The sequence below is a fragment of the Streptomyces sp. NPDC048182 genome (genome assembly GCF_043202555.1).
GTDB lineage: Bacteria > Actinomycetota > Actinomycetes > Streptomycetales > Streptomycetaceae > Streptomyces.
This window is the reverse complement of the sequence record NZ_JBIDAQ010000017.1, coordinates 67,781-86,186: the sequence shown is the minus strand read 5'-3', so window position 1 is coordinate 86,186 and position 18,406 is coordinate 67,781. Positions and strand designations below refer to the sequence as shown.

General features: G+C 73.8%; 13 protein-coding genes and 1 riboswitch. Of the genes, 8 read left to right on the top strand and 5 right to left on the bottom strand.

What is annotated here, in order from left to right:
* The first annotated feature begins 339 nt into the window (after window positions 1-339).
* The 3 genes from ACGFZL_RS27770 to ACGFZL_RS27760 all read left to right on the top strand — a co-directional run bounded on the left by ACGFZL_RS27770 (window position 340) and on the right by ACGFZL_RS27760 (window position 4,744).
* Window positions 340-2,463 carry a type IIA DNA topoisomerase subunit B gene (locus ACGFZL_RS27770; RefSeq protein WP_393695753.1) on the top strand — a complete coding sequence of 708 codons (2,124 nt, stop codon included), beginning with the start codon at window positions 340-342 and terminating at the stop codon, window positions 2,461-2,463.
* 113 nt (window positions 2,464-2,576) lie between these two features.
* Window positions 2,577-3,155, top strand: a complete 579-nt coding sequence (locus ACGFZL_RS27765; RefSeq protein ID WP_393695751.1) for a DUF485 domain-containing protein — start codon at window positions 2,577-2,579, stop codon at window positions 3,153-3,155.
* Window positions 3,152-4,744 carry a cation acetate symporter gene (locus ACGFZL_RS27760; RefSeq protein ID WP_393695749.1) on the top strand — a complete coding sequence of 531 codons (1,593 nt, stop codon included), beginning with the start codon at window positions 3,152-3,154 and terminating at the stop codon, window positions 4,742-4,744. The genes ACGFZL_RS27765 and ACGFZL_RS27760 overlap by 4 nt, the downstream gene beginning before the upstream one ends.
* A gap of 6 nt (window positions 4,745-4,750) precedes the next feature.
* Here ACGFZL_RS27760 and ACGFZL_RS27755 read toward each other — a convergent pair whose 3' ends face one another.
* The 4 genes from ACGFZL_RS27755 to ACGFZL_RS27740 form a co-directional block, all read right to left on the bottom strand.
* Window positions 4,751-5,437 (bottom strand): response regulator, encoded by a 687-nt coding sequence (locus tag ACGFZL_RS27755; RefSeq protein WP_393695747.1) that lies wholly within the window; start codon window positions 5,435-5,437, stop codon window positions 4,751-4,753.
* On the bottom strand, window positions 5,434-7,089 hold the full coding sequence (locus tag ACGFZL_RS27750) for an ATP-binding protein (protein WP_393695745.1): 1,656 nt from the start codon (window positions 7,087-7,089) through the stop codon (window positions 5,434-5,436). Before ACGFZL_RS27750 ends, ACGFZL_RS27755 begins: the two co-directional genes overlap by 4 nt.
* An 89-nt stretch (window positions 7,090-7,178) precedes the next feature.
* Entirely contained in the window at window positions 7,179-8,123 is a 945-nt protein-coding gene (locus ACGFZL_RS27745) for a sucrase ferredoxin (protein WP_393695743.1), read from the bottom strand.
* Between the two features lie 88 nt (window positions 8,124-8,211).
* Window positions 8,212-9,447, bottom strand: coding sequence for a citrate/2-methylcitrate synthase (locus ACGFZL_RS27740; RefSeq protein ID WP_393695741.1), 1,236 nt, complete (start codon window positions 9,445-9,447; stop codon window positions 8,212-8,214).
* Window positions 9,448-9,559: 112 nt separating this feature from the next.
* Between ACGFZL_RS27740 and ACGFZL_RS27735 the strand changes: the two genes are divergently transcribed.
* Together ACGFZL_RS27735 and ACGFZL_RS27730 are read left to right on the top strand one after the other, a co-directional pair.
* Window positions 9,560-10,720 (top strand): citrate synthase/methylcitrate synthase, encoded by a 1,161-nt coding sequence (locus tag ACGFZL_RS27735; protein WP_393695739.1) that lies wholly within the window; start codon window positions 9,560-9,562, stop codon window positions 10,718-10,720.
* Between the two features lie 31 nt (window positions 10,721-10,751).
* Window positions 10,752-11,807: a CobW family GTP-binding protein gene (locus ACGFZL_RS27730; protein ID WP_393695737.1), complete on the top strand. Its 1,056-nt coding sequence runs from the start codon at window positions 10,752-10,754 to the stop codon at window positions 11,805-11,807.
* Here ACGFZL_RS27730 and ACGFZL_RS27725 read toward each other — a convergent pair.
* On the bottom strand, window positions 11,804-14,263 hold the full coding sequence (locus ACGFZL_RS27725) for a DNA topoisomerase (ATP-hydrolyzing) subunit A (protein ID WP_393695735.1): 2,460 nt from the start codon (window positions 14,261-14,263) through the stop codon (window positions 11,804-11,806). The two genes, ACGFZL_RS27730 and ACGFZL_RS27725, sit on opposite strands and share 4 nt — an antisense overlap.
* Before the next feature lie 257 nt (window positions 14,264-14,520).
* On the opposite strand from ACGFZL_RS27725, the gene ACGFZL_RS27720 reads away from it, so the two are divergent.
* The 3 genes from ACGFZL_RS27720 (at window position 14,521) to ACGFZL_RS27710 (ending at window position 18,397) form a co-directional block, all read left to right on the top strand.
* On the top strand, window positions 14,521-15,867 hold the full coding sequence (locus ACGFZL_RS27720) for a M16 family metallopeptidase (protein ID WP_393695733.1): 1,347 nt from the start codon (window positions 14,521-14,523) through the stop codon (window positions 15,865-15,867).
* Window positions 15,864-17,252: a pitrilysin family protein gene (locus tag ACGFZL_RS27715; RefSeq protein WP_355171418.1), complete on the top strand. Its 1,389-nt coding sequence runs from the start codon at window positions 15,864-15,866 to the stop codon at window positions 17,250-17,252. Before ACGFZL_RS27720 ends, ACGFZL_RS27715 begins: the two co-directional genes overlap by 4 nt.
* Window positions 17,253-17,453: 201 nt before the next feature.
* A riboswitch (cyclic di-AMP (ydaO/yuaA leader) is annotated at window positions 17,454-17,617 on the top strand.
* 9 nt (window positions 17,618-17,626) lie between these two features.
* Window positions 17,627-18,397, top strand: coding sequence for a M23 family metallopeptidase (locus ACGFZL_RS27710; RefSeq protein WP_393695731.1), 771 nt, complete (start codon window positions 17,627-17,629; stop codon window positions 18,395-18,397).
* The last annotated feature ends 9 nt before the right edge of the window (window positions 18,398-18,406 follow it).

Below are 18,406 nucleotides of genomic sequence, written 5' to 3'. Positions count from 1 at the left end.
CGGCCGGCTGTCGCCGGTTGGCGGCGAATGTGCCGTAGTGCGTGTCTGTGTGTCGTACGGTTTCGCGCTGTCGGTCAGGGTCCTGTCCCGCCGGCTGGATTGCCGGTTTGTTGCTGAGGACGTGCCCGGAGCCTAAATGGTTCATGCCTCCAATGGAACGTGATGTGCGCTTCACTCCATCGAGGGATCGAACAGGCATGCGACCGTGGACTAGGCTGAGATCCGGGCGCGGGTGGCGTGACAACGGCTCTACCAGGCGTCTGTACCCTCTGACCGGTGAACAGCGCCGCGCCCTTACCCAGCGGGGCCCCATCTGAAATTCAGCGAGGAGCGAACCGCGTGACCGCCGATACGTCCGTGCCGTCCACTGCGCTGCTGGCAGGAGCAGACCGGGACGGATCCAATTACACCGCGCGGCACCTGCTCGTCCTCGAGGGGCTCGAGGCCGTGCGCAAGCGTCCGGGCATGTACATCGGATCGACCGACAGCCGTGGCCTCATGCACTGCCTGTGGGAGATCATCGACAACTCCGTCGACGAGGCCCTGGGCGGCCACTGCGACCGCATCGAGGTCGTCCTCCACGACGACGGCTCGGTCGAGGTGCGGGACAACGGCCGGGGTATCCCGGTCGACGTCGAGCCCAAGACCGGCCTGTCCGGCGTCGAGGTCGTCATGACCAAGCTGCACGCGGGCGGCAAGTTCGGCGGCGGCTCCTACGCCGCCTCCGGCGGTCTGCACGGCGTCGGCGCCTCCGTGGTCAACGCCCTCTCCGCCCGCCTCGACGTCGAGGTGGACCGCGGCGGCCACGCGCACGCCATCAGCTTCCGGCGCGGCGTCCCGGGCGCCTTCTCCGGGGGCGGGCCCGACGCGAAGTTCGAGGCCGGCAGCGGCATGCGCAAGGCCCGGAAGGTCCCCAAGGGCCGCCTCGGCACCCGCGTGCGGTACTGGGCGGACCGCCAGATCTTCCTCAAGGACGCCAAGCTCTCCCTGGACCACCTGCACCAGCGCGCCCGCCAGACCGCGTTCCTGGTCCCCGGCCTCACCCTCGTCGTCCGCGACGAGTACGGGCTCGGCGAGGGCGGCAGCAAGGGCGAGGAGTCGTTCCGCTTCGACGGCGGCATCAGCGAGTTCTGCGAGTATCTGGCGAAGGACCGACCGGTCAACGACGTCCTCCGCTTCAGCGGCCAGGGCTCCTTCAAGGAGACCGTCCCGGTCCTCGACGAGCACGGGCAGATGACCCCCACCGAGGTCACCCGCGACCTCGGGGTCGACGTCGCGATGCGCTGGGGCACCGGGTACGACACCACGCTCAAGTCCTTCGTCAACATCATCGCCACCCCCAAGGGCGGCACCCACGTCGCCGGCTTCGAGCAGGCGGTCGCCAAGACGATGAACGAGGCGCTGCGCGCGAAGAAGCTGCTGCGCGTCGCCGAGGACGACATCGTCAAGGACGACGCCCTGGAGGGCCTCACCGCGGTCGTCACGGTCCGCCTCGCCGAGCCCCAGTTCGAGGGGCAGACCAAAGAGGTCCTCGGCACCTCGGCGGCCCGCCGCATCGTGAACAACGTCATCAGCAGGGAGCTGAAGGCGTTCCTGACCTCCACCAAGCGCGACGCCGCCCAGCAGGCCCGGGTCGTCATGGAGAAGGCCGTCGCCGCCGCCCGCACCCGCATCGCGGCCCGGCAGCACAAGGACGCCCAGCGCCGCAAGACGGCCCTGGAGTCCTCCTCCCTCCCCGCCAAGCTCGCCGACTGCCGCAGCGACGACGTGGACCGCAGCGAGCTGTTCATCGTGGAGGGCGACTCGGCCCTCGGCACCGCCAAGCTGGCCCGCAACTCCGAGTTCCAGGCCCTGCTGCCGATCCGCGGCAAGATCCTCAACGTCCAGAAGTCCTCCGTGACGGACATGCTGAAGAACGCCGAGTGCGGTGCGATCATCCAGGTCATAGGAGCCGGCTCGGGCCGCACCTTCGACATCGACGCGGCCCGCTACGGCAAGATCATCATGATGACCGACGCCGATGTGGACGGCTCCCACATCCGCACCCTGCTGCTGACCCTGTTCCACCGCTACATGCGGCCCATGGTCGAGGCCGGCCGGGTCTTCGCCGCGGTGCCGCCGCTGCACCGCGTCGAGCTGGTCCAGCCCAAGAAGGACCAGGACAAGTACGTGTACACGTACTCCGACCGCGAGCTGCGCGACAAGCTCATGGAGTTCCAGAGCAAGAACATCCGCTACAAGGACTCCATCCAGCGCTACAAGGGCCTCGGCGAGATGGACGCCGACCAGCTGGCCGAGACCACCATGGACCCGCGCCGCCGCACCCTGCGCCGGATCAACCTCACCGACCTCGACTCCGCCGAGCATGTCTTCGACCTCCTCATGGGCAACGACGTCGCGCCCCGCAAGGAGTTCATCTCCAGCTCCGCCGCCACCCTGGACCGCTCCCGCATCGACGCCTGATCCGGGCGCCCCGGTGACCTGCCCCGCCCTCACCAGCGGGTCAGGTCACCTGATGGGGTGAAGCGCCCGGGGAAGGAAGGTCGGGGATCTTCCCGTTCTGTCCATCCTTGGGCATGCAGTCAAGCAACGAGCACCGCGCCGGCGCCGAGAGCGGCCCCGACGGCGCGGTCGGCGAGCGGGCCGGCGCGCCCGGGGACGTGGCCGAGGCGCCCGCGCACCCGGGATACGACGACCCCTGGTACGACGCCCTGGCCGCCGGCTGGGGCGAGCCGGCGGCGGGGCGCCCCCGGCCGGAGAAGGCCCCCACCGTGCCGGCGAGCCGGGAGCCGTCGCCCCGGGAGCCGCGCCGGGCCGACGCCGACGCCGACGTGTACACGCAGGTCCAGCGCAGCGCCGCCTTCCAGGAGGTCCGCAGCCGGTACCGCGGCTTCGTCCTGCCGGCCACCGCCGGCTTCCTGCTCTGGTACGTGGCCTACGTGGTGGCCGCGACCACCGCGCCCGGCCTGATGGCCCGGCCGGTCACCGGCGCGGTCAACGTGGCGATGGTCGCCGGCCTCGGCCAGTTCCTCACCACCTTCCTGCTCACCTGGGCCTACGCCCGCCACGCCCGGCTGCGCCGCGACCGCGCCGCCCTCCAGCTGCGCTGGGACACCCAGGAACTGGCCAGAGGCGCCCGGGGCGGTGCGGCGTGACCGGCCACCACCAGACACTCGCGCTGCTGCTCTTCAGCACCTTCGTCGCCGTCACCCTGGGCATCACCACCTGGGTGGGCCGCAACCGGCAGGGCTCGGCCGAGGAGTTCTACGCCGGCGGCCGGCTCTTCTCCCCGATGGAGAACGGCTTCGCCATCGCCGGCGACTACATGTCGGCGGCGTCCTTCCTCGGCATCTCCGGCCTCATCGCGCTCTACGGCTACGACGGCATGCTCTACTCGGTCGGCTTCCTGGTGGCCTGGCTCGTGGTGCTGCTCCTCGTCGCCGAGCTGGTCCGCAACTGCGGACGCTTCACCCTCGCCGACGTCGTGGCGGCGCGGATGCGGGAGCGGCCGGTCCGCATCGCCGCCGGCACCTCCTCGGTCACCGTCTCCGTGATGTACCTGGTGGCGCAGATGGTCGGCGCCGGCAGCCTGGTCGCCCTGCTGCTCGGCGACACCGGCGCCGCCGCGCGCTCCTGGACGGTCGTCGGGGTCGGCGCGCTGATGGTGATCTACGTGTCGCTCGGCGGGATGCGGGCCACCACCTGGATCCAGATCGTCAAGGCGGTGCTGCTGCTCGCCGGCACCATCGCGCTCACCGTGCTGGTCCTGGTGCGCTTCCACGGCGACTTCGACCGGCTGCTGCTCACCGCCGCCGACCGCAGCGGCCACGGCGCGGCCTTCCTCGGCCCCGGACTCAAGTACGGCGGCGACTGGACCGCCCGCCTGGACTTCATCAGCCTCGGCATCGCCCTCGTCCTCGGCACGGCGGGCCTGCCGCACATCCTGTCCCGCTTCTACACCGTGCCCACCGCGCGGGCGGCCCGGCGCTCCGTCGTCTGGTCGATCGGCCTGATCGGCGGCTTCTACCTGATGACGATCGTCCTCGGCTTCGGCGCCGCCGCCGTCGTCGGCCCGGACACCGTGCGCGCCTCCAACGCCGCCGGGAACACCGCGGTGCCGCTGCTCGCCCTGGACCTCGGCGGCGGCCCGGACTCCACCGGCGGGACCGTCCTGTTCGCGGTCGTCGCCGCCGTCGCCTTCGCCACCATCCTCGCCGTGGTCGCCGGCATCACCCTGGCCTCCTCGGCGTCCGTCGCCCACGACCTGGTCGCCTCCCTGCGGCGCCGCCCCACCGAGCCGCACGAGGAGGTCGCCGTCGCGCGCGTGGCCGCCGTCGGGGTCGGCGCGGTCGCCATCGCCCTCGGACTGCTCGCCCGGGACCTCAATGTGGCGTTCCTGGTCGGCCTCGCCTTCGCGGTCGCCGCCTCCGCCAACCTGCCGGTGCTGCTCTACTCGCTGTTCTGGCGCGGCTTCACCACGCGGGGCGCCGTCTGGGCGGTCTACGGCGGGCTGATCCCGGCCGTGCTGCTCGTGGTGGTCTCGCCGGTGGTGTCCGGCGACCCGGAGTCGCTGTTCCCGGGCGTCGACATCCAGTACTTCCCGCTGCAGAACCCCGGCCTGGTCTCCATCCCGCTCGGCTTCGTCGCGGGCTGGCTCGGCACGGTGACCTCGCCGGAGCTGCCCGACGAGGCCCGGCACGCCGAGACGGAGGTGCGGTCGCTGACCGGCGCCGGGGCCGTATGAGGGCCCTCAGGGCGTGCGGGGCTGCCACTCGTAGCGGTGCTCCGGGCGGCCGGCCTCGCCGTACCGGAGCGTCAGCCTGGCCCGTCCGGTGCGCTCCAGGAGCTTGAGATAGCGCTGGGCGGTCTGCCGGCTGACCCCGGTCCGCTCGGCGATCTCCTGTGCGCTCAGGGACCCCTCGGCCCCGCGCAGGCACCGGCGCACCAGCTCGGCGGTGGTGGGGGAGTGCCCCTTGGGCAGCCCCGGCTCGGTCGGCGCGGACAGCGCGCCGAAGATGCGGTCCACCTCGGCCTGCTCCGCCTCGCCGCCGCCCTCCAGGGTGCGGCGCAGCCGCGCGTACGCCTCCAGCTTGGTGCGCAGGCCCGCGAAGGCGAACGGCTTGACCAGGTACTGGAGCGCGCCGTGCCGCATCGCGGCCTGCACCGTCGCCACGTCCCGGGCGGCCGTCACCATGATCACGTCGGTGGGCCGGCCGCGCCGCCGCAACTCCGCGACCAGGTCCAGGCCCGTCCCGTCGGGCAGGTAGTGGTCCAGCAGGATCAGGTCGACCCGGGGCAGCTCCGCCACCCGCCCGAGGGCCTCCCCGGCGCTGTGCGCCACGCCGGCCACCCGGAAGCCCGGCACCTTCTCGACGTAGGCGGCGTTCACCCGGGCCACCCGGGGGTCGTCGTCCACGACCAGCACCTCGATGGTCATCGGACGCCCTCCTCGACGCCGACGGCTCCCCGGGCGGCGTCCGGCGGTGCCAGGGCCTCGGGCAGCACGACCACGAACTCCGCGCCCGAGCCCCCCGCAGCGCCCACGGCCACGGTGCCGCCCTGCCGCTCGGCGAGCCGGCGGACCAGGGAGAGACCCAGGCCGCGCTGCCGGTGCGCCGGAGGCTCCTTGGTGGACCACCCCTCCGTGAAGACCAACTCGCGCCGGTCCGGCGGGATCCCCGGGCCCGTGTCGCGCACCCGGAGGGTCACGGTCCGGCCCTCGGCGCGCAATTCGACCTCCACGCGCGCGTGGCGCGTGCCCGCGGCGGCGTCGAGCGCGTTGTCGACCAGGTTGCCGACGACGGTCACCAGCCCGCCCGGGTCGACCAGGCGGCCGGGCAGCCCGGTCCGGTCCGACACGGACAGCGCGACGCCGCGCTCCGCCGCCACGGTCGCCTTGCCCACCAGCAGGGCGGCCACCAGCGGGTCGTGGATCCGCTCGGTGATCTGCTCCGACGTGGCCCGGTGGTCGCCGACCACGTCGCCGACGAACTCCGCCGCGTCGTCGTACATCTCCAGCTCCAGCAGGCCGAGCAGCGTGTGCATGCGGTTGGCGTGCTCGTGGTCCTGGGCGCGCAGCGCGTCGATCAGGCCCCGGGTGGAGTCCAGCTCCCGGCCCAGCTGCTCCAGCTCGGTGCGGTCGCGCAGGGTGGCCACCGCGCCGCCGTCGCCGGTGGGCATCCGGTTGGCGACCAGTACGCGCGGGCCGCGCACGGTCAGCAGGTCGGTGCCGGTGACCCGGCCCGCCAGGACGTCGGCCGTGCGGCCCGCGCCGAGCGCCTCGTCGGGGGAGCGGCCGACCGCCTCGCCGCCGACGCCCAGCAGGCGCTGCGCCTCGTCGTTGAGCAGCCGAACCCGGCCCGCGCGGTCCAGCGCCACCACGCCCTCCCGGATGCCGTGCAGCATCGCCTCGCGCTCGGCCAGCAGCCCCGCGATGTCGGAGAAGGCCAGGTCGCGGGTCTGCCGCTGCACCCGGCGCGAGATGAGCCAGGCGGCCAGGGCACCCACGGCCAGGGCGCCGCCCGCGTACGCGAACAGCCCCGGGACGGCGTGCACCAGGCGGTCCCGGACGCTGTCGTAGGCGATGCCGACTGAGACGGCGCCCACGATCCGGCCCGTCTCGTCCCGCAGCGGCACCTTGCCGCGCGCCGAGCGGCCGAGCGTGCCCTCGTCGATCTCCATGACCTCGCGGCCGGCCAGCGCGCGCCCGGGGTCGGTGGACACCACGGCGCCGATCCGCGCGGGGTCGGTGTGCGACCAGCGCACCCCCTGCCGGTCCATGACGACGACGTACTCCGCGTGCGTCGTCCGGCGGACCCGCTCCGCTGCCCGCTGCACGGGACCGTCCGGCGCCGGCCGGGTGTCCCGCACGTCCGCCGCGAGGCGCGGCTGCTGGGCGGTGGTCTGCGCGATGGCCAGCGCCCGGCGCATCGCCTGGTCGTCCAGCTGGTCGCCGAGCGGCGCGAGGAACAGGCCGGTGGCGAGCACCGCGACGCCCGCGGCGATCGCCACCTGCATCAGCAGCACCTGCGAGAACACCCGCCGGGGCAGCCGGATGCGCCGGCGGCGCGCGGATGCGGTGGGACTCATACCCCAGACGGTACGGGGCGGGCGCGGGCGCCCGTGGGGCGGTGTGGCGGGGATCTCGCGGGCCGGGCGGGCGGCCGTCTCCGGAGCCGTCAGCCGGCCAGGGCCGCCGTCAGCCTCAGCTCCCGTACCGCCACGACCGCCATCCCGGCCGGCGAGCCCAGGACGGCGGCGCCGCAGCTCTCCGGGCGCGGCGGCTGGGAGGCGCTCTGGGCGACGGTGACCCGCCAGTGGCGGCCGTCGGTGTGGGCAACGGTCACCTCCCAGCGCGGGGCGGCACCGTCCGTGCGGACCACGCTCAGCGCATCGGCCGCCGCCACGCCCGCCGCGCTCCGCACGGCCAGCTCGGCCGCCTGACCGGGCCGCTCCCAGGCGGTGCGGCCCCGGCAGCCGTCCAGGACGACGCGGCCCTCCCGTACCCCGCACAGGACGTCCTTGACGACGTGCGCCGCCACCCGGCCGTACACATAGCCGTACGGCAGGACCAGCAGGGTGGGGGAGAAGCGGTGGCCGCCGAGGTGGGTGACCTCCCAGACGTCGCCGGTGCCGGAGGCGGCCAGCTCCGCGGCGAGCGGCCGGCCGAGGAGCGCGCAGCACCGGTCGCGTCTGCCGTTGGTGCACACCAGGGTGAGCGGTTCGCCGGTGTGCGGCCGGCCGCCGAGCGCGCTGTCGAAGCCGCGCCGGTCGCCCCGCCCGAGGGCGGCGAGGTCCAGGCCGAGCAGGCGGCGGGGGTCGGTGAGCGCGGCGCCGCGCAGCCAGCCGCCGTCCGGTGCGGTGTGGGCCGCGTAGACGCGGCGCTCGGCCGGCTCGTGCCGGTCGGCGTGCGGGCCCGGGCGGCGGATCAGCGCGATCCGTACGCCGGTGCCCTTCGCGGCGGCCTCCAGGGCGCGGCCGACCGCCGGATCGAGGTGGCTCGACGTGAGCGCCTTCGCGCCCCACGGGCCGGGCTGTTCGAGCAGCAGCCAGGTCCTCGCGACGGGCGCGGTGCCTTCGAGGGGCTCGTCGAGGTCCCGGGAGACGGTTGAGCACGTACTCACAGAGGTGAGCCTAACCTGACCTGGGCGCCGACGGCGCACGGCACACCCGGCACCGGGGCACGGCCCGACGCCGCGCGGGCCCCGGTCGCTACGGCACCGGCTGCGGCGGCCTCGGTCCGGTGTAGACGCCGCTCGGCCGCATCCGCAGCGGACGCTCCCCGTACTCCTCCAGCGCGTGCGCGATCCAGCCCGCCGTGCGGGCCACCGCGAAGATCGTCTCGGCCGCCGTGGCGGGCATGCCGGACGAGGCGGTGAGCACCGCGAGCGCCAGGTCGACGTTGGCGTGCAGCGGCGCGTGGCGGGCCACGGTCGCCTGGACGTCGCGGGCCGCCGCCAAGGCGGGCGCGGCCCGGGGGATGTCCTCCAGGAGGGCGAACAAGGCACGCGCACGCGGGTCCTCGCCGGTGTAGAGGCGGTGGCCGAGCCCCGGGACGCGCCGGCCGGCCCGCAGCTCCTCGGCGACCACGGGCCCCGCGTCGCCCTGGTCGAGCACCTCCAGGAGCAGCCGGTGGGCGAGTCCCCCGGCGGCGCCGTGCAGCGGGCCCTCGATGACGCCGAGTCCGGCGGACACGGCCGCGTAGGCGTGCGCCCGGGCCGAGGCGGCGACGCGCACGGCGAGGGTGGAGGCGGCCAGGTCGTGGTCGGCGAGCAGGCCCAGGGCCGTGTCCAGCGCGTGCAGGGCCGCCTCCTCGGCGGGCAGGCCACTGAGCCGCGCCCAGAGGCGGTGGGCGAGCGGGCCCTGCTCCGGGTGGCCGCCCCAGGCCGGTGGCAGCGCGGCGACCAGCGTCGGGAGGAGGACCCGGGCGGTGCCCAGGACGGCGTCCTCCGACAGGTCGAAGCGCAGCGGGTCCGCGGTGGCGGCGGCGACGGCCGCCACCCGCAACCGGTCGGTGGGCGTGGTGTGCTCGGGCAGCGCGGCGGCGGCGTGCCGCGCGGCGGTGGCGGACGCCTCGGGGGCGGTGAGGACGGCACCGGGAGAGGGCCGCCCGGTCCACAACCACTCGGCGACCTCCTCGTAGCTGTGCCGCAGGGCCAGCTCGACGGCGTCGACGCCCCGGTAGTAGTACCGGTCCCCCTCGATGAGCGTGAGCCGGGTCCGGACGGACAGCTCCTGACCGGAGGCCGCGCCGGACCCGCCGCCGTCCCGGCGACCACGGCGGGCCAGGGCCCGCACCTCGTCGGCGTCGAAGGTGCTGCCCCGGCCGCCGGGCGCGCGCCGGCTGCTGAGCTGGCCGCGGCTGACGTAGGCGTAGACGGTCTCGGGCTTCACTCCGAGCAGTTCGGCGGCCTCGCGGGTGGTGAGGCGCGGCTCTTGATCGCGCATGGGGGTCACCGTATCGATCGGCGGGAATGTGCACTCGTGCATGTTGATGAAATCAATGTTGACAACATACTCGTCAAGTATGGACAGTCATGTCAAGAACAGGGAGGCAATCATGTCTGTCACACAGGTACCGCGCGGACTCGCCGGCGTCGTCGTCGCCGACACCGAGATCGGCGACGTCCGAGGCCGCGAGGGCTTCTACCACTACCGCCAGTACTCCGCCGTGGACCTGGCGCACCACCGCCGCTTCGAGGACGTCTGGCACCTCCTGGTCGACGGCGAACTGCCGGACGCCGCCCGCGCCGAGACCTTCGCCGCCGAGACCGCCGCCCTGCGCCGGCTGCCCGCCGAGGTGCTGGCGGCCCTGCCCGCGCTCGCCGGGGCCGGGGGCCGCTCCGGCCCGCTCGCGGGGATGCGCACGGCCCTGTCCCTGCTCGGCGCCGCCAAGGGCTTCCGGCCCGTCTACGACCTGTCCGCCGCCGAGCGCCGGCAGGACGCCCTCGCCGCTGCCGCCGCCGTGCCGACCCTGCTCACCGCGCTGTACCGGCTCGGCAAGGGACTCGCGCCCGTGGAGCCCCGCGAGGACCTGTCCTACGCCGCCAACTACCTGTACATGCGCACCGGCACGGAGCCGGACGCCCGGCGCACCCGGGCCGTCGAGCAGTACTTGATCTCCACCATCGACCACGGATTCAACGCGTCCACCTTCACGGCCCGCGTCATCGCCTCCACCGGCGCGGACGTGGCGGCCTGCCTCACCGGGGCGGTGGGCGCCCTGTCCGGGCCCCTGCACGGCGGGGCGCCCAGCCGAGCCCTCGACACCCTGGACGCGATCGGCACGCCCGACCGGATCGACGCCTGGATCCGCGAACGGGTGCTGGCGGGCGACCGCATCATGGGCTTCGGGCACGCGGTCTACCGCACCGAGGACCCGCGGTCCCGGATGCTGCGGGAGGTGGCCCAGGACTTCGGCGGCCCGCGCGTCGCCTTCGCCGTCGAGGTCGAGCGCCAGGTGGAGGCGATCCTCGCCGAGCTGAAGCCGGGTCGCGAACTGCACACCAACGTCGAGTTCTACGCCGGCGTGGTCATGGAACTGTGCGGCCTGCCGCGCGAGATGTTCACCCCGACCTTCGCGGCGGCGCGCGTGGTCGGCTGGAGCGCCAACATCCTGGAGCAGGCGGCGGACTCGAAGATCATCCGGCCGGCGGCGCGGTACGTCGGACCGGCGGCACCGGTGGCCGTGCCGCCGGCTCGTATCCTGGGCCGGACGTGAGACGTACGCGCAGGTGAGAGAGAGGTCGCAGGTGGGGCAGCGCCCGACTCCGCAGCAGATCCCGGTCGTCGTGCTCGCCGGGTTCCTCGGCTCCGGCAAGACCACCCTGCTCAACCACCTGCTGCACCGAAGCGGGGGCAGCCGGATCGGCGCCGTCGTCAACGACTTCGGCGCCATCGAGATCGACGCGATGGCCGTCGCCGGAGCGCTCGGCGACTCCACCGTCTCGCTCGGCAACGGCTGCCTGTGCTGCGCCGTGGACGTCGGCGAACTCGACGGCTATCTGGAGCGGCTCGCCCGGCCCGAGGCCCGCATCGACGTCATCGTCATCGAGGCCAGCGGGCTGGCCGAACCGCAGGAACTCGTGCGGATGGTCCTCGCCAGCGAGTGCCCGCGCATCGAGTACGGCGGGCTCGTGGAGGTGGTCGACGCCGCCGAGTTCGACGCCACCCGCGCCCGGCACCCCGAGATCGACCGGCACCTCGCCCTCGCCGACCTGGTCGTCGTCAACAAGACCGACCGCGCCCCCGACGCCGACCGCGTGCTCGCCCTGGTCCGCTCGCTGGCCGGCGCCGCCGCCGTCGTCCCCGCCGTGCACGGCCGCGTCGACCCGGAGCTGCTCTTCGACCGCCGGCCCAGCGAGGAGCGCCTGGGCCAGCTCTCCTTCGACGACCTGCACCACCCTCACGACGGCGCCGACGGCGACAGCCACGCCGGACACCTGCACGCCGCCTACGACAGCCTGTCGTTCACCTCGAAGGCGCCCCTCGACCCGCGCCGCCTGATGCGCTTCCTGGACGGCCGACCCGAGGGCCTCTACCGCATCAAGGGCTACGTCGACTTCGGGCCGTACGACCCGCGCAACCGGTACGCCGTCCACGCCGTGGGCCGCTTCCTGCGCTTCCACCCCGAGCCCTGGCCGGCCGGCCGAGAGCCCGCCACCGAGCTGGTGCTCATCGGCGCCGGCATCGACGCGCCGGCGCTCGACGCCGCACTCCACGCGTGCGTGAGCGACGCCCCGCACGCCGACGAGCACGGCATGTGGGGCGTCCTGCGCTACGTACCCGGCGCGGAGGACGCCCCCTAGAGCGGCGGCCCCGCCACCACCGCCACCGGCTTGCCCAGGGAGATCCCCGAGCCGTCCCGGCGCGGGTCCTGCTCCGGCAGCGCCACCGGCGTGCCGTTCTTCTGCGCGGCCAGCGCCGGCACCGGGCCCGCCCAGGCCAGGGACAGGCAGTCCTCGCCCTTCAGGAAGCGCTGGCAGCGCACGCCGCCGGTGGCGCGGCCCTTGCGCGGATACTGGTCGAAGGGGGTCAGCTTGGCCGTGGTCTGCACGGAGTCGTCCAGCGTGCCCCGCGAACCGGCGACGGTGAACACGACGGCGTCCGCGGCCGGGTCCACCGCCGTGAAGGAGATGACCTTCGCGCCCTCGGTGAGCTTCACGCCCGCGACCCCGCCCGCCGGGCGGCCCTGCGGGCGGACCTGCGCGGCCTGGTAGCGCAGCAGTTGGGCGTCGTCGGTGATGAAGACCAGGTCCTCCTCGCCGGTGCGCAGCTCCACCCCGCCGACGATCCGGTCGCCGGGCCGCAGCGTGATGACCTCCAGCTCCTCCTTGTGGGAGGGGTAGTCGGGCACCACGCGCTTGACGACGCCCTGGGCGGTGCCGAGCGCCAGGCCGGGCGAGGACTCGTCAAGGGTGGTCAGGCAGACCACCGACTCGTCGTCCTCCAGGGACACGAACTCCGCCAGCGGGGCGCCCCCCGACAGGTTCGGCGCCGCCGTCTGCTCCGGGAGCTGGGGCAGGTCCACCACGTTCACCCGCAGCAGCCGGGCCCCCGAGGTCACCACGCCCACCTCGCCGCGCGCCGTGGCGGCCACCGCCGAGACGATCACGTCGTGCTTGACGCGCCTGGCACCGGCCGCCCCCTCCAGGGGGGCGTCGTCCGCGGTCCGGGCGAGCAGGCCGGTGGAGGACAGCAGCACCCGGCACGGGTCGTCCGCCACCTGGAGCGGCACCACGGCGGCCGGCACGCCGGGCGACTCCAGGAGCAGCGTGCGCCGGTCGGTGCCGAACTTCTTCGCCACCGCCGCCAGTTCGGCCGAGACCAGCTTGCGCAGCTCGGCGTCCGAGTCGAGGATCCTGGTCAGCTCCGCGATCTCGGCGTTGAGCCGGTCCTTCTCGGACTCCAGCTCGATGCGGTCGAACCTGGTGAGCCGGCGCAGCGGCGTGTCGAGGATGTACTGGGTCTGCGTCTCGCTCAGCGAGAAGCGGTCCATCAGGCGCTGCTTGGCCTGCGCGGAGTTGTCGCTGGAGCGGATGAGGCGGATCACCTCGTCGATGTCCACCAGCGCGGTGAGCAGGCCCTCCACCAGGTGCAGCCGGTCGCGCTTCTTGGCCCGGCGGAACTCGCTGCGGCGCCGCACCACGGTGAAGCGGTGGTCCAGGTAGACCTCGAGCAGCTCCTTCAGGCCCAGCGTGAGCGGCTGGCCGTCCACCAGGGCGACGTTGTTGATGCCGAAGGACTCCTCCATCGGCGTCAGCTTGTACAGCTGCTCCAGGACCGCCTCCGGCACGAAGCCGTTCTTGATCTCGATGACCAGGCGCAGCCCGTGCTCGCGGTCGGTGAGGTCCTTGACGTCGGCGATGCCCTGGAGCTTCTTCGAGCCGACCAGGTCCTTGATCTTGGCGATGACCTTCTCCGGGCCGACCGCGAAGGGCAGCTCGGTGACGACCAGGCCCTTGCGGCGGGCCGTGACCGTCTCCACCGTCACCGTGGCGCGGATCCTGAAGGTGCCGCGGCCGGTCGCGTAGGCGTCCCGGACGCCGGGCAGGCCGACGATCCGGCCGCCGGTGGGCAGGTCGGGGCCCGGCACGTGCTTCATCAGGGCTTCGAGGTCGGCGTTCGGGTACCGGATCAGGTGCCGGGCGGCGGCGATGACCTCGCGCAGGTTGTGCGGCGGCATGTTCGTCGCCATGCCGACGGCGATCCCGGAAGAGCCGTTGACCAGCAGGTTCGGGAAGGCGGCGGGCAGGGCGACCGGCTCCCGCTCCTGGCCGTCGTAGTTGGGCCCGAAGTCGACGGTGTCCTCGTCGATGGAGTCCGTCATCAGGCTGGTCGCCTCGGCCATCCGGCACTCGGTGTACCGCATGGCGGCCGGCGGGTCGTCGTTGCCCAGCGAGCCGAAGTTGCCGTGGCCGTCGACCAGGGGCACGCGCATGGAGAACGGCTGGGCCATGCGCACCAGGGCGTCGTAGATCGACGCGTCGCCGTGCGGGTGCAGCTTGCCCATCACCTCGCCGACGACACGGGCGCACTTCACGTAGCCGCGCTCGGGGCGCAGGCCCATCTCGCTCATCTGGTAGACGATGCGGCGGTGCACCGGCTTCAGGCCGTCGCGGGCGTCCGGCAGGGCGCGCGAGTAGATGACCGAGTACGCGTACTCGAGGAAGGAGCCCTGCATCTCGTCGACGACGTCGATGTCGAGGATCTTCTCCTCGTACGGGTCGTCGGACGGCGGGGTCTTCGTACTACGGCGGGCCATCGCTGCCGGCTCCTTGCTGAAGCGTGGACGGTGATCTGACGCGGACCATTGTGGCCCGCGGCACTGACAGCGACCGACCGGGACCCGGCGCGCGCTGCCCGCAGGGTACCGACCCACCGGGCCGATTCTCGCTGTGGGCGTAGCCGCCACGGGAACGGCGCCGGTGGCCCGCACGCTTGCATACAGTGGCGGGAGCGGCGGGAATGCGGCACTTCCGCGCCACCCGGCACCAAGATTCCGCGATCGAAGGGACGTACATGCCCATGGGTCACACGGCCACAGCCCAGGCCGGCTCCGGCGGCCTGACAGCGACCGAGCACCGCCTGGCCAACGGCCTGCGCGTGGTGCTCTCCGAGGACCACCTGACCCCCGTCGCGGCGGTGTGCCTCTGGTACGACGTCGGCTCCCGCCACGAGGTCAAGGGGCGCACCGGCCTGGCTCACCTCTTCGAGCACCTGATGTTCCAGGGCTCCGCCCAGGTCAAGGGCAACGGCCACTTCGAGCTGGTGCAGGGCGCCGGCGGCTCGCTGAACGGCACCACCAGCTTCGAGCGCACCAACTACTTCGAGACCATGCCCGCCCACCAGCTGGAGCTGGCGCTCTGGCTGGAGGCCGACCGCATGGGCTCCCTGCTGGCCGCCCTGGACGAGGAGTCCATGGAGAACCAGCGGGACGTGGTGAAGAACGAGCGCCGCCAGCGCTACGACAACGTGCCCTACGGCACGGCGTTCGAGAAGCTGACCGCCCTCGCCTACCCGGCGGGCCACCCCTACCACCACACGCCGATCGGCTCGATGGCCGACCTGGACGCGGCGACCCTGGAGGACGCCCGCGCCTTCTTCCGCACGTACTACGCGCCGAACAACGCGGTGCTGTCGGTCGTCGGCGACATCGACCCCGAGCGGACGCTCGCCTGGATCGAGAAGTACTTCGGCTCCATCGCCTCCCACGACGGCAAGCCCGCCCCCCGGGACGGCTCCCTGCCGGACGTCATGGGCGAGGAGCTGCGCGAGGTCGTCGAGGAGGAGGTCCCGGCGCGCGCGCTGATGGCGGCCTACCGCCTGCCCGAGGACGGCACGCGCGCGTGCGACGCGGCCGACCTGGCGCTCACCGTGCTCGGCGGCGGCGAGTCCTCGCGCCTGTACAACCGCCTGGTGCGGCGCGACCGCACCGCCGTCGCGGCCGGCTTCGGCCTGCTGCGGCTGGCCGGCGCGCCCTCGCTCGGCTGGCTGGACGTGAAGACCTCCGGCGACGTGGAGGTGCCGGTCATCGAGGCCGCCATCGACGAGGAACTGGCCCGGTTCGCCGAGGAGGGCCCGACGGCCGAGGAGATGGAGCGCGCCCAGGCCCAGTTGGAGCGCGAGTGGCTGGACCGGCTCGGCACGGTCGCGGGCCGCGCCGACGAACTGTGCCGGTACGCCGTGCTGTTCGGCGACCCGCAGCTCGCCCTCACCGCCGTGCAGCGGGTCCTGGAGGTGAGCGCCGAGGAGGTCAAGGAGGCCGCCCGGGCCCGCCTGCGCCCGGACAACCGCGCGGTGCTGGTCTACGAGCCCACCGCGCCCCAGACCGCCGAAGGCGACGAGAACGAGGAGGCGGCCAAGTGACCGACCTGGCCACCATGGAATTCCACGGGCAGCCGCAGGCCGGCGAGCCCAAGCCGTGGGCCTTCCCGGCCCCCGAGCGCGGCAGCCTGGACAACGGTCTCACCGTGCTGCGCTGCCACCGCCCCGGCCAGCAGGTCGTCGCCGTCGAGGTGTCCCTGGACGCCCCGCTGGACGCCGAGCCGGCCGGCCTGGACGGCGTCGCGACCATCATGGCGCGCGCCTTCTCCGAGGGCACCGACAAGCACAGCGCCGAGGACTTCGCCGCCGAGCTGGAGCGCTGCGGCGCCACCCTCGACGCGCACGCCGACCACCCCGGCGTCCGGCTCAGCCTGGAGGTGCCCGCCTCCCGCCTGGAGAAGGCCCTCGGCCTGCTCGCCGACGCGCTCAGGGCGCCCGCCTTCGCCGACAGCGAGGTCGAACGCCTGGTGCGCAACCGGCTGGACGAGATCCCGCACGAGCTGGCCAACCCCTCGCGCCGCGCCGCCAAGGAGCTGTCCCGGCAGCTCTTCCCGGCCGACGCCCGCATGTCCCGCCCCCGGCAGGGCTCCGAGGAGACCGTCGCGGCCATCGACGCGGGCGCGGTGCGCGCCTTCTACGAGCGCCACGTGCGCCCCGCCACGGCCACCGCCGTGGTCGTCGGCGACCTCACCGGGCTGGACCTCGACGCGCTGCTCGCGGACACCCTGGGCGCCTGGACCGGCTCCGCCGCCGAGCCGCGGCCGGTGCCGCCGGTCACCGCCGACGACACCGGCCGCGTCGTCATCGTGGACCGCCCCGGCGCCGTCCAGACGCAGCTGCTCATCGGGCGCACCGGACCCGACCGGCACGACCGGGTCTGGCCCGCGCAGGTGCTCGGCACCTACTGCCTGGGCGGCACCCTCACCTCCCGCCTGGACCGCGTCCTGCGCGAGGAGAAGGGCTACACCTACGGCGTCCGCGCCTTCGGGCAGGTGCTGCGCTCCGCGCCCGACGGCACCGGCGCCGCGATGCTCGCCATCAGCGGGTCCTTCGACACCCCCAACACCGGGCCGGCGCTGGCCGATCTGTGGACCGTGCTGCGCACCCTGGCCGACGGCGGCCTCACCGACGCCGAGCGCGACATCGCGGTGCAGAACCTGGTGGGCGTGGCGCCGCTGAAGTACGAGACCGCGGCGGCCGTGGCGAGCACCCTGGCCGACCAGGTCGAGCAGCACCTGCCCGACGACTACCAGGCGGCGCTCTACCGCCAACTCGCCGCCACCGGCACGGTGGAGGCCACCGCCGCCGTGGTCAGCGCCTTCCCGGTGGACCGGCTCGTCACGGTCCTGGTGGGCGACGCGGCGCAGATCAAGGCGCCCGTCGAGGCGCTCGGCATCGGCGAAGTGACCGTGGTGGCCGCCGAGTAGCGGCACGCGCGCGCGGCAGGCCCCCGCACGGCCCTGGTACGGAAACGTCACCAGGGCCGTGCTGTGTCCGAATTGGGGAGAGACTGCCTCTCTGTGCTGTGGTGTGCGCAACAAAACCGGTGTTGCGTTTGAGAATTGAACACAGCCGCGTTTAGCGTCATCCGGGCTGTTCGTCAGGCAGTGCGCCGCACCCGCGGCACCGGACAGCCATCGCCGAGTCCCCGTACGGCGCGAGCCAGGGGAGCCGGGGACCCATCGCAGTCCCTGGGGTGAATCGGACGCCCGCGCGCGAGCGAGGGGGCCCGTAGGAGACCTTCCTGCTCCGAACCCGTCAGCTAACCCGGTAGGCGAGAGGGAAGGAAAGGACGAGCCTCTTGGCGTTCACGCGCGCCACCGGGAAGCACCGCCGGCCCAGCCGGATGCAGCGCACCACCGCCCGTGCCGCGAGCGTCGCGGCCCTCACCGCCACCGGCGTCGTCGGCACCCTGGCCGCCCCGGCGCTGGCCGCCCAGGCCGAGCCCGCGCCGGAGACGACCGGCCTCACCCCCGTCATCACCATCGGCGACTCGATAGCCGATCAGATCGACGCCCAGGCCGCCGCCCAGGAGCAGGCCGCCGCGGACGAGGCCGCCCGCAAGGCCGCCGAAGAGGCCGCGCGCGAGCGGGCCGCCGAGGCGGCCAAGGAGGCCCACGAGGCCAAGGAGCGGGCCGCCCGCGCCGCCGAGCGCAAGCGCCTCGACACCTTCGTCGCGCCGATCAGCGGCTCCTACGTCTCCACCGGCTACCAGTCCAGCAGCTCGCTGTGGTCCTCCGGCAGCCACACCGGCATCGACTTCCACGCCGCGAGCGGCACCACGGTGCACGCCGTCGGCACCGGCACGGTCGTCACGACCGGCTGGGGCGGGGCGTACGGCAATCAAGTCGTGATCAAGATGCATGACGGCACGTACACCCAGTACGGGCATCTGTCGTCCATCAACGTCTCGGTCGGCCAGTCGGTCACCCCCGGCCAGCAGATCGCGCTGTCCGGCAACACCGGCAACACCACCGGACCGCACCTGCACTTCGAGGCCCGCACCGGTCCGGAGTACGGCTCGGACATGGACCCGGTCGCCTACCTCCGCTCGCACGGCGTCCACGTCTGAAAAACATCC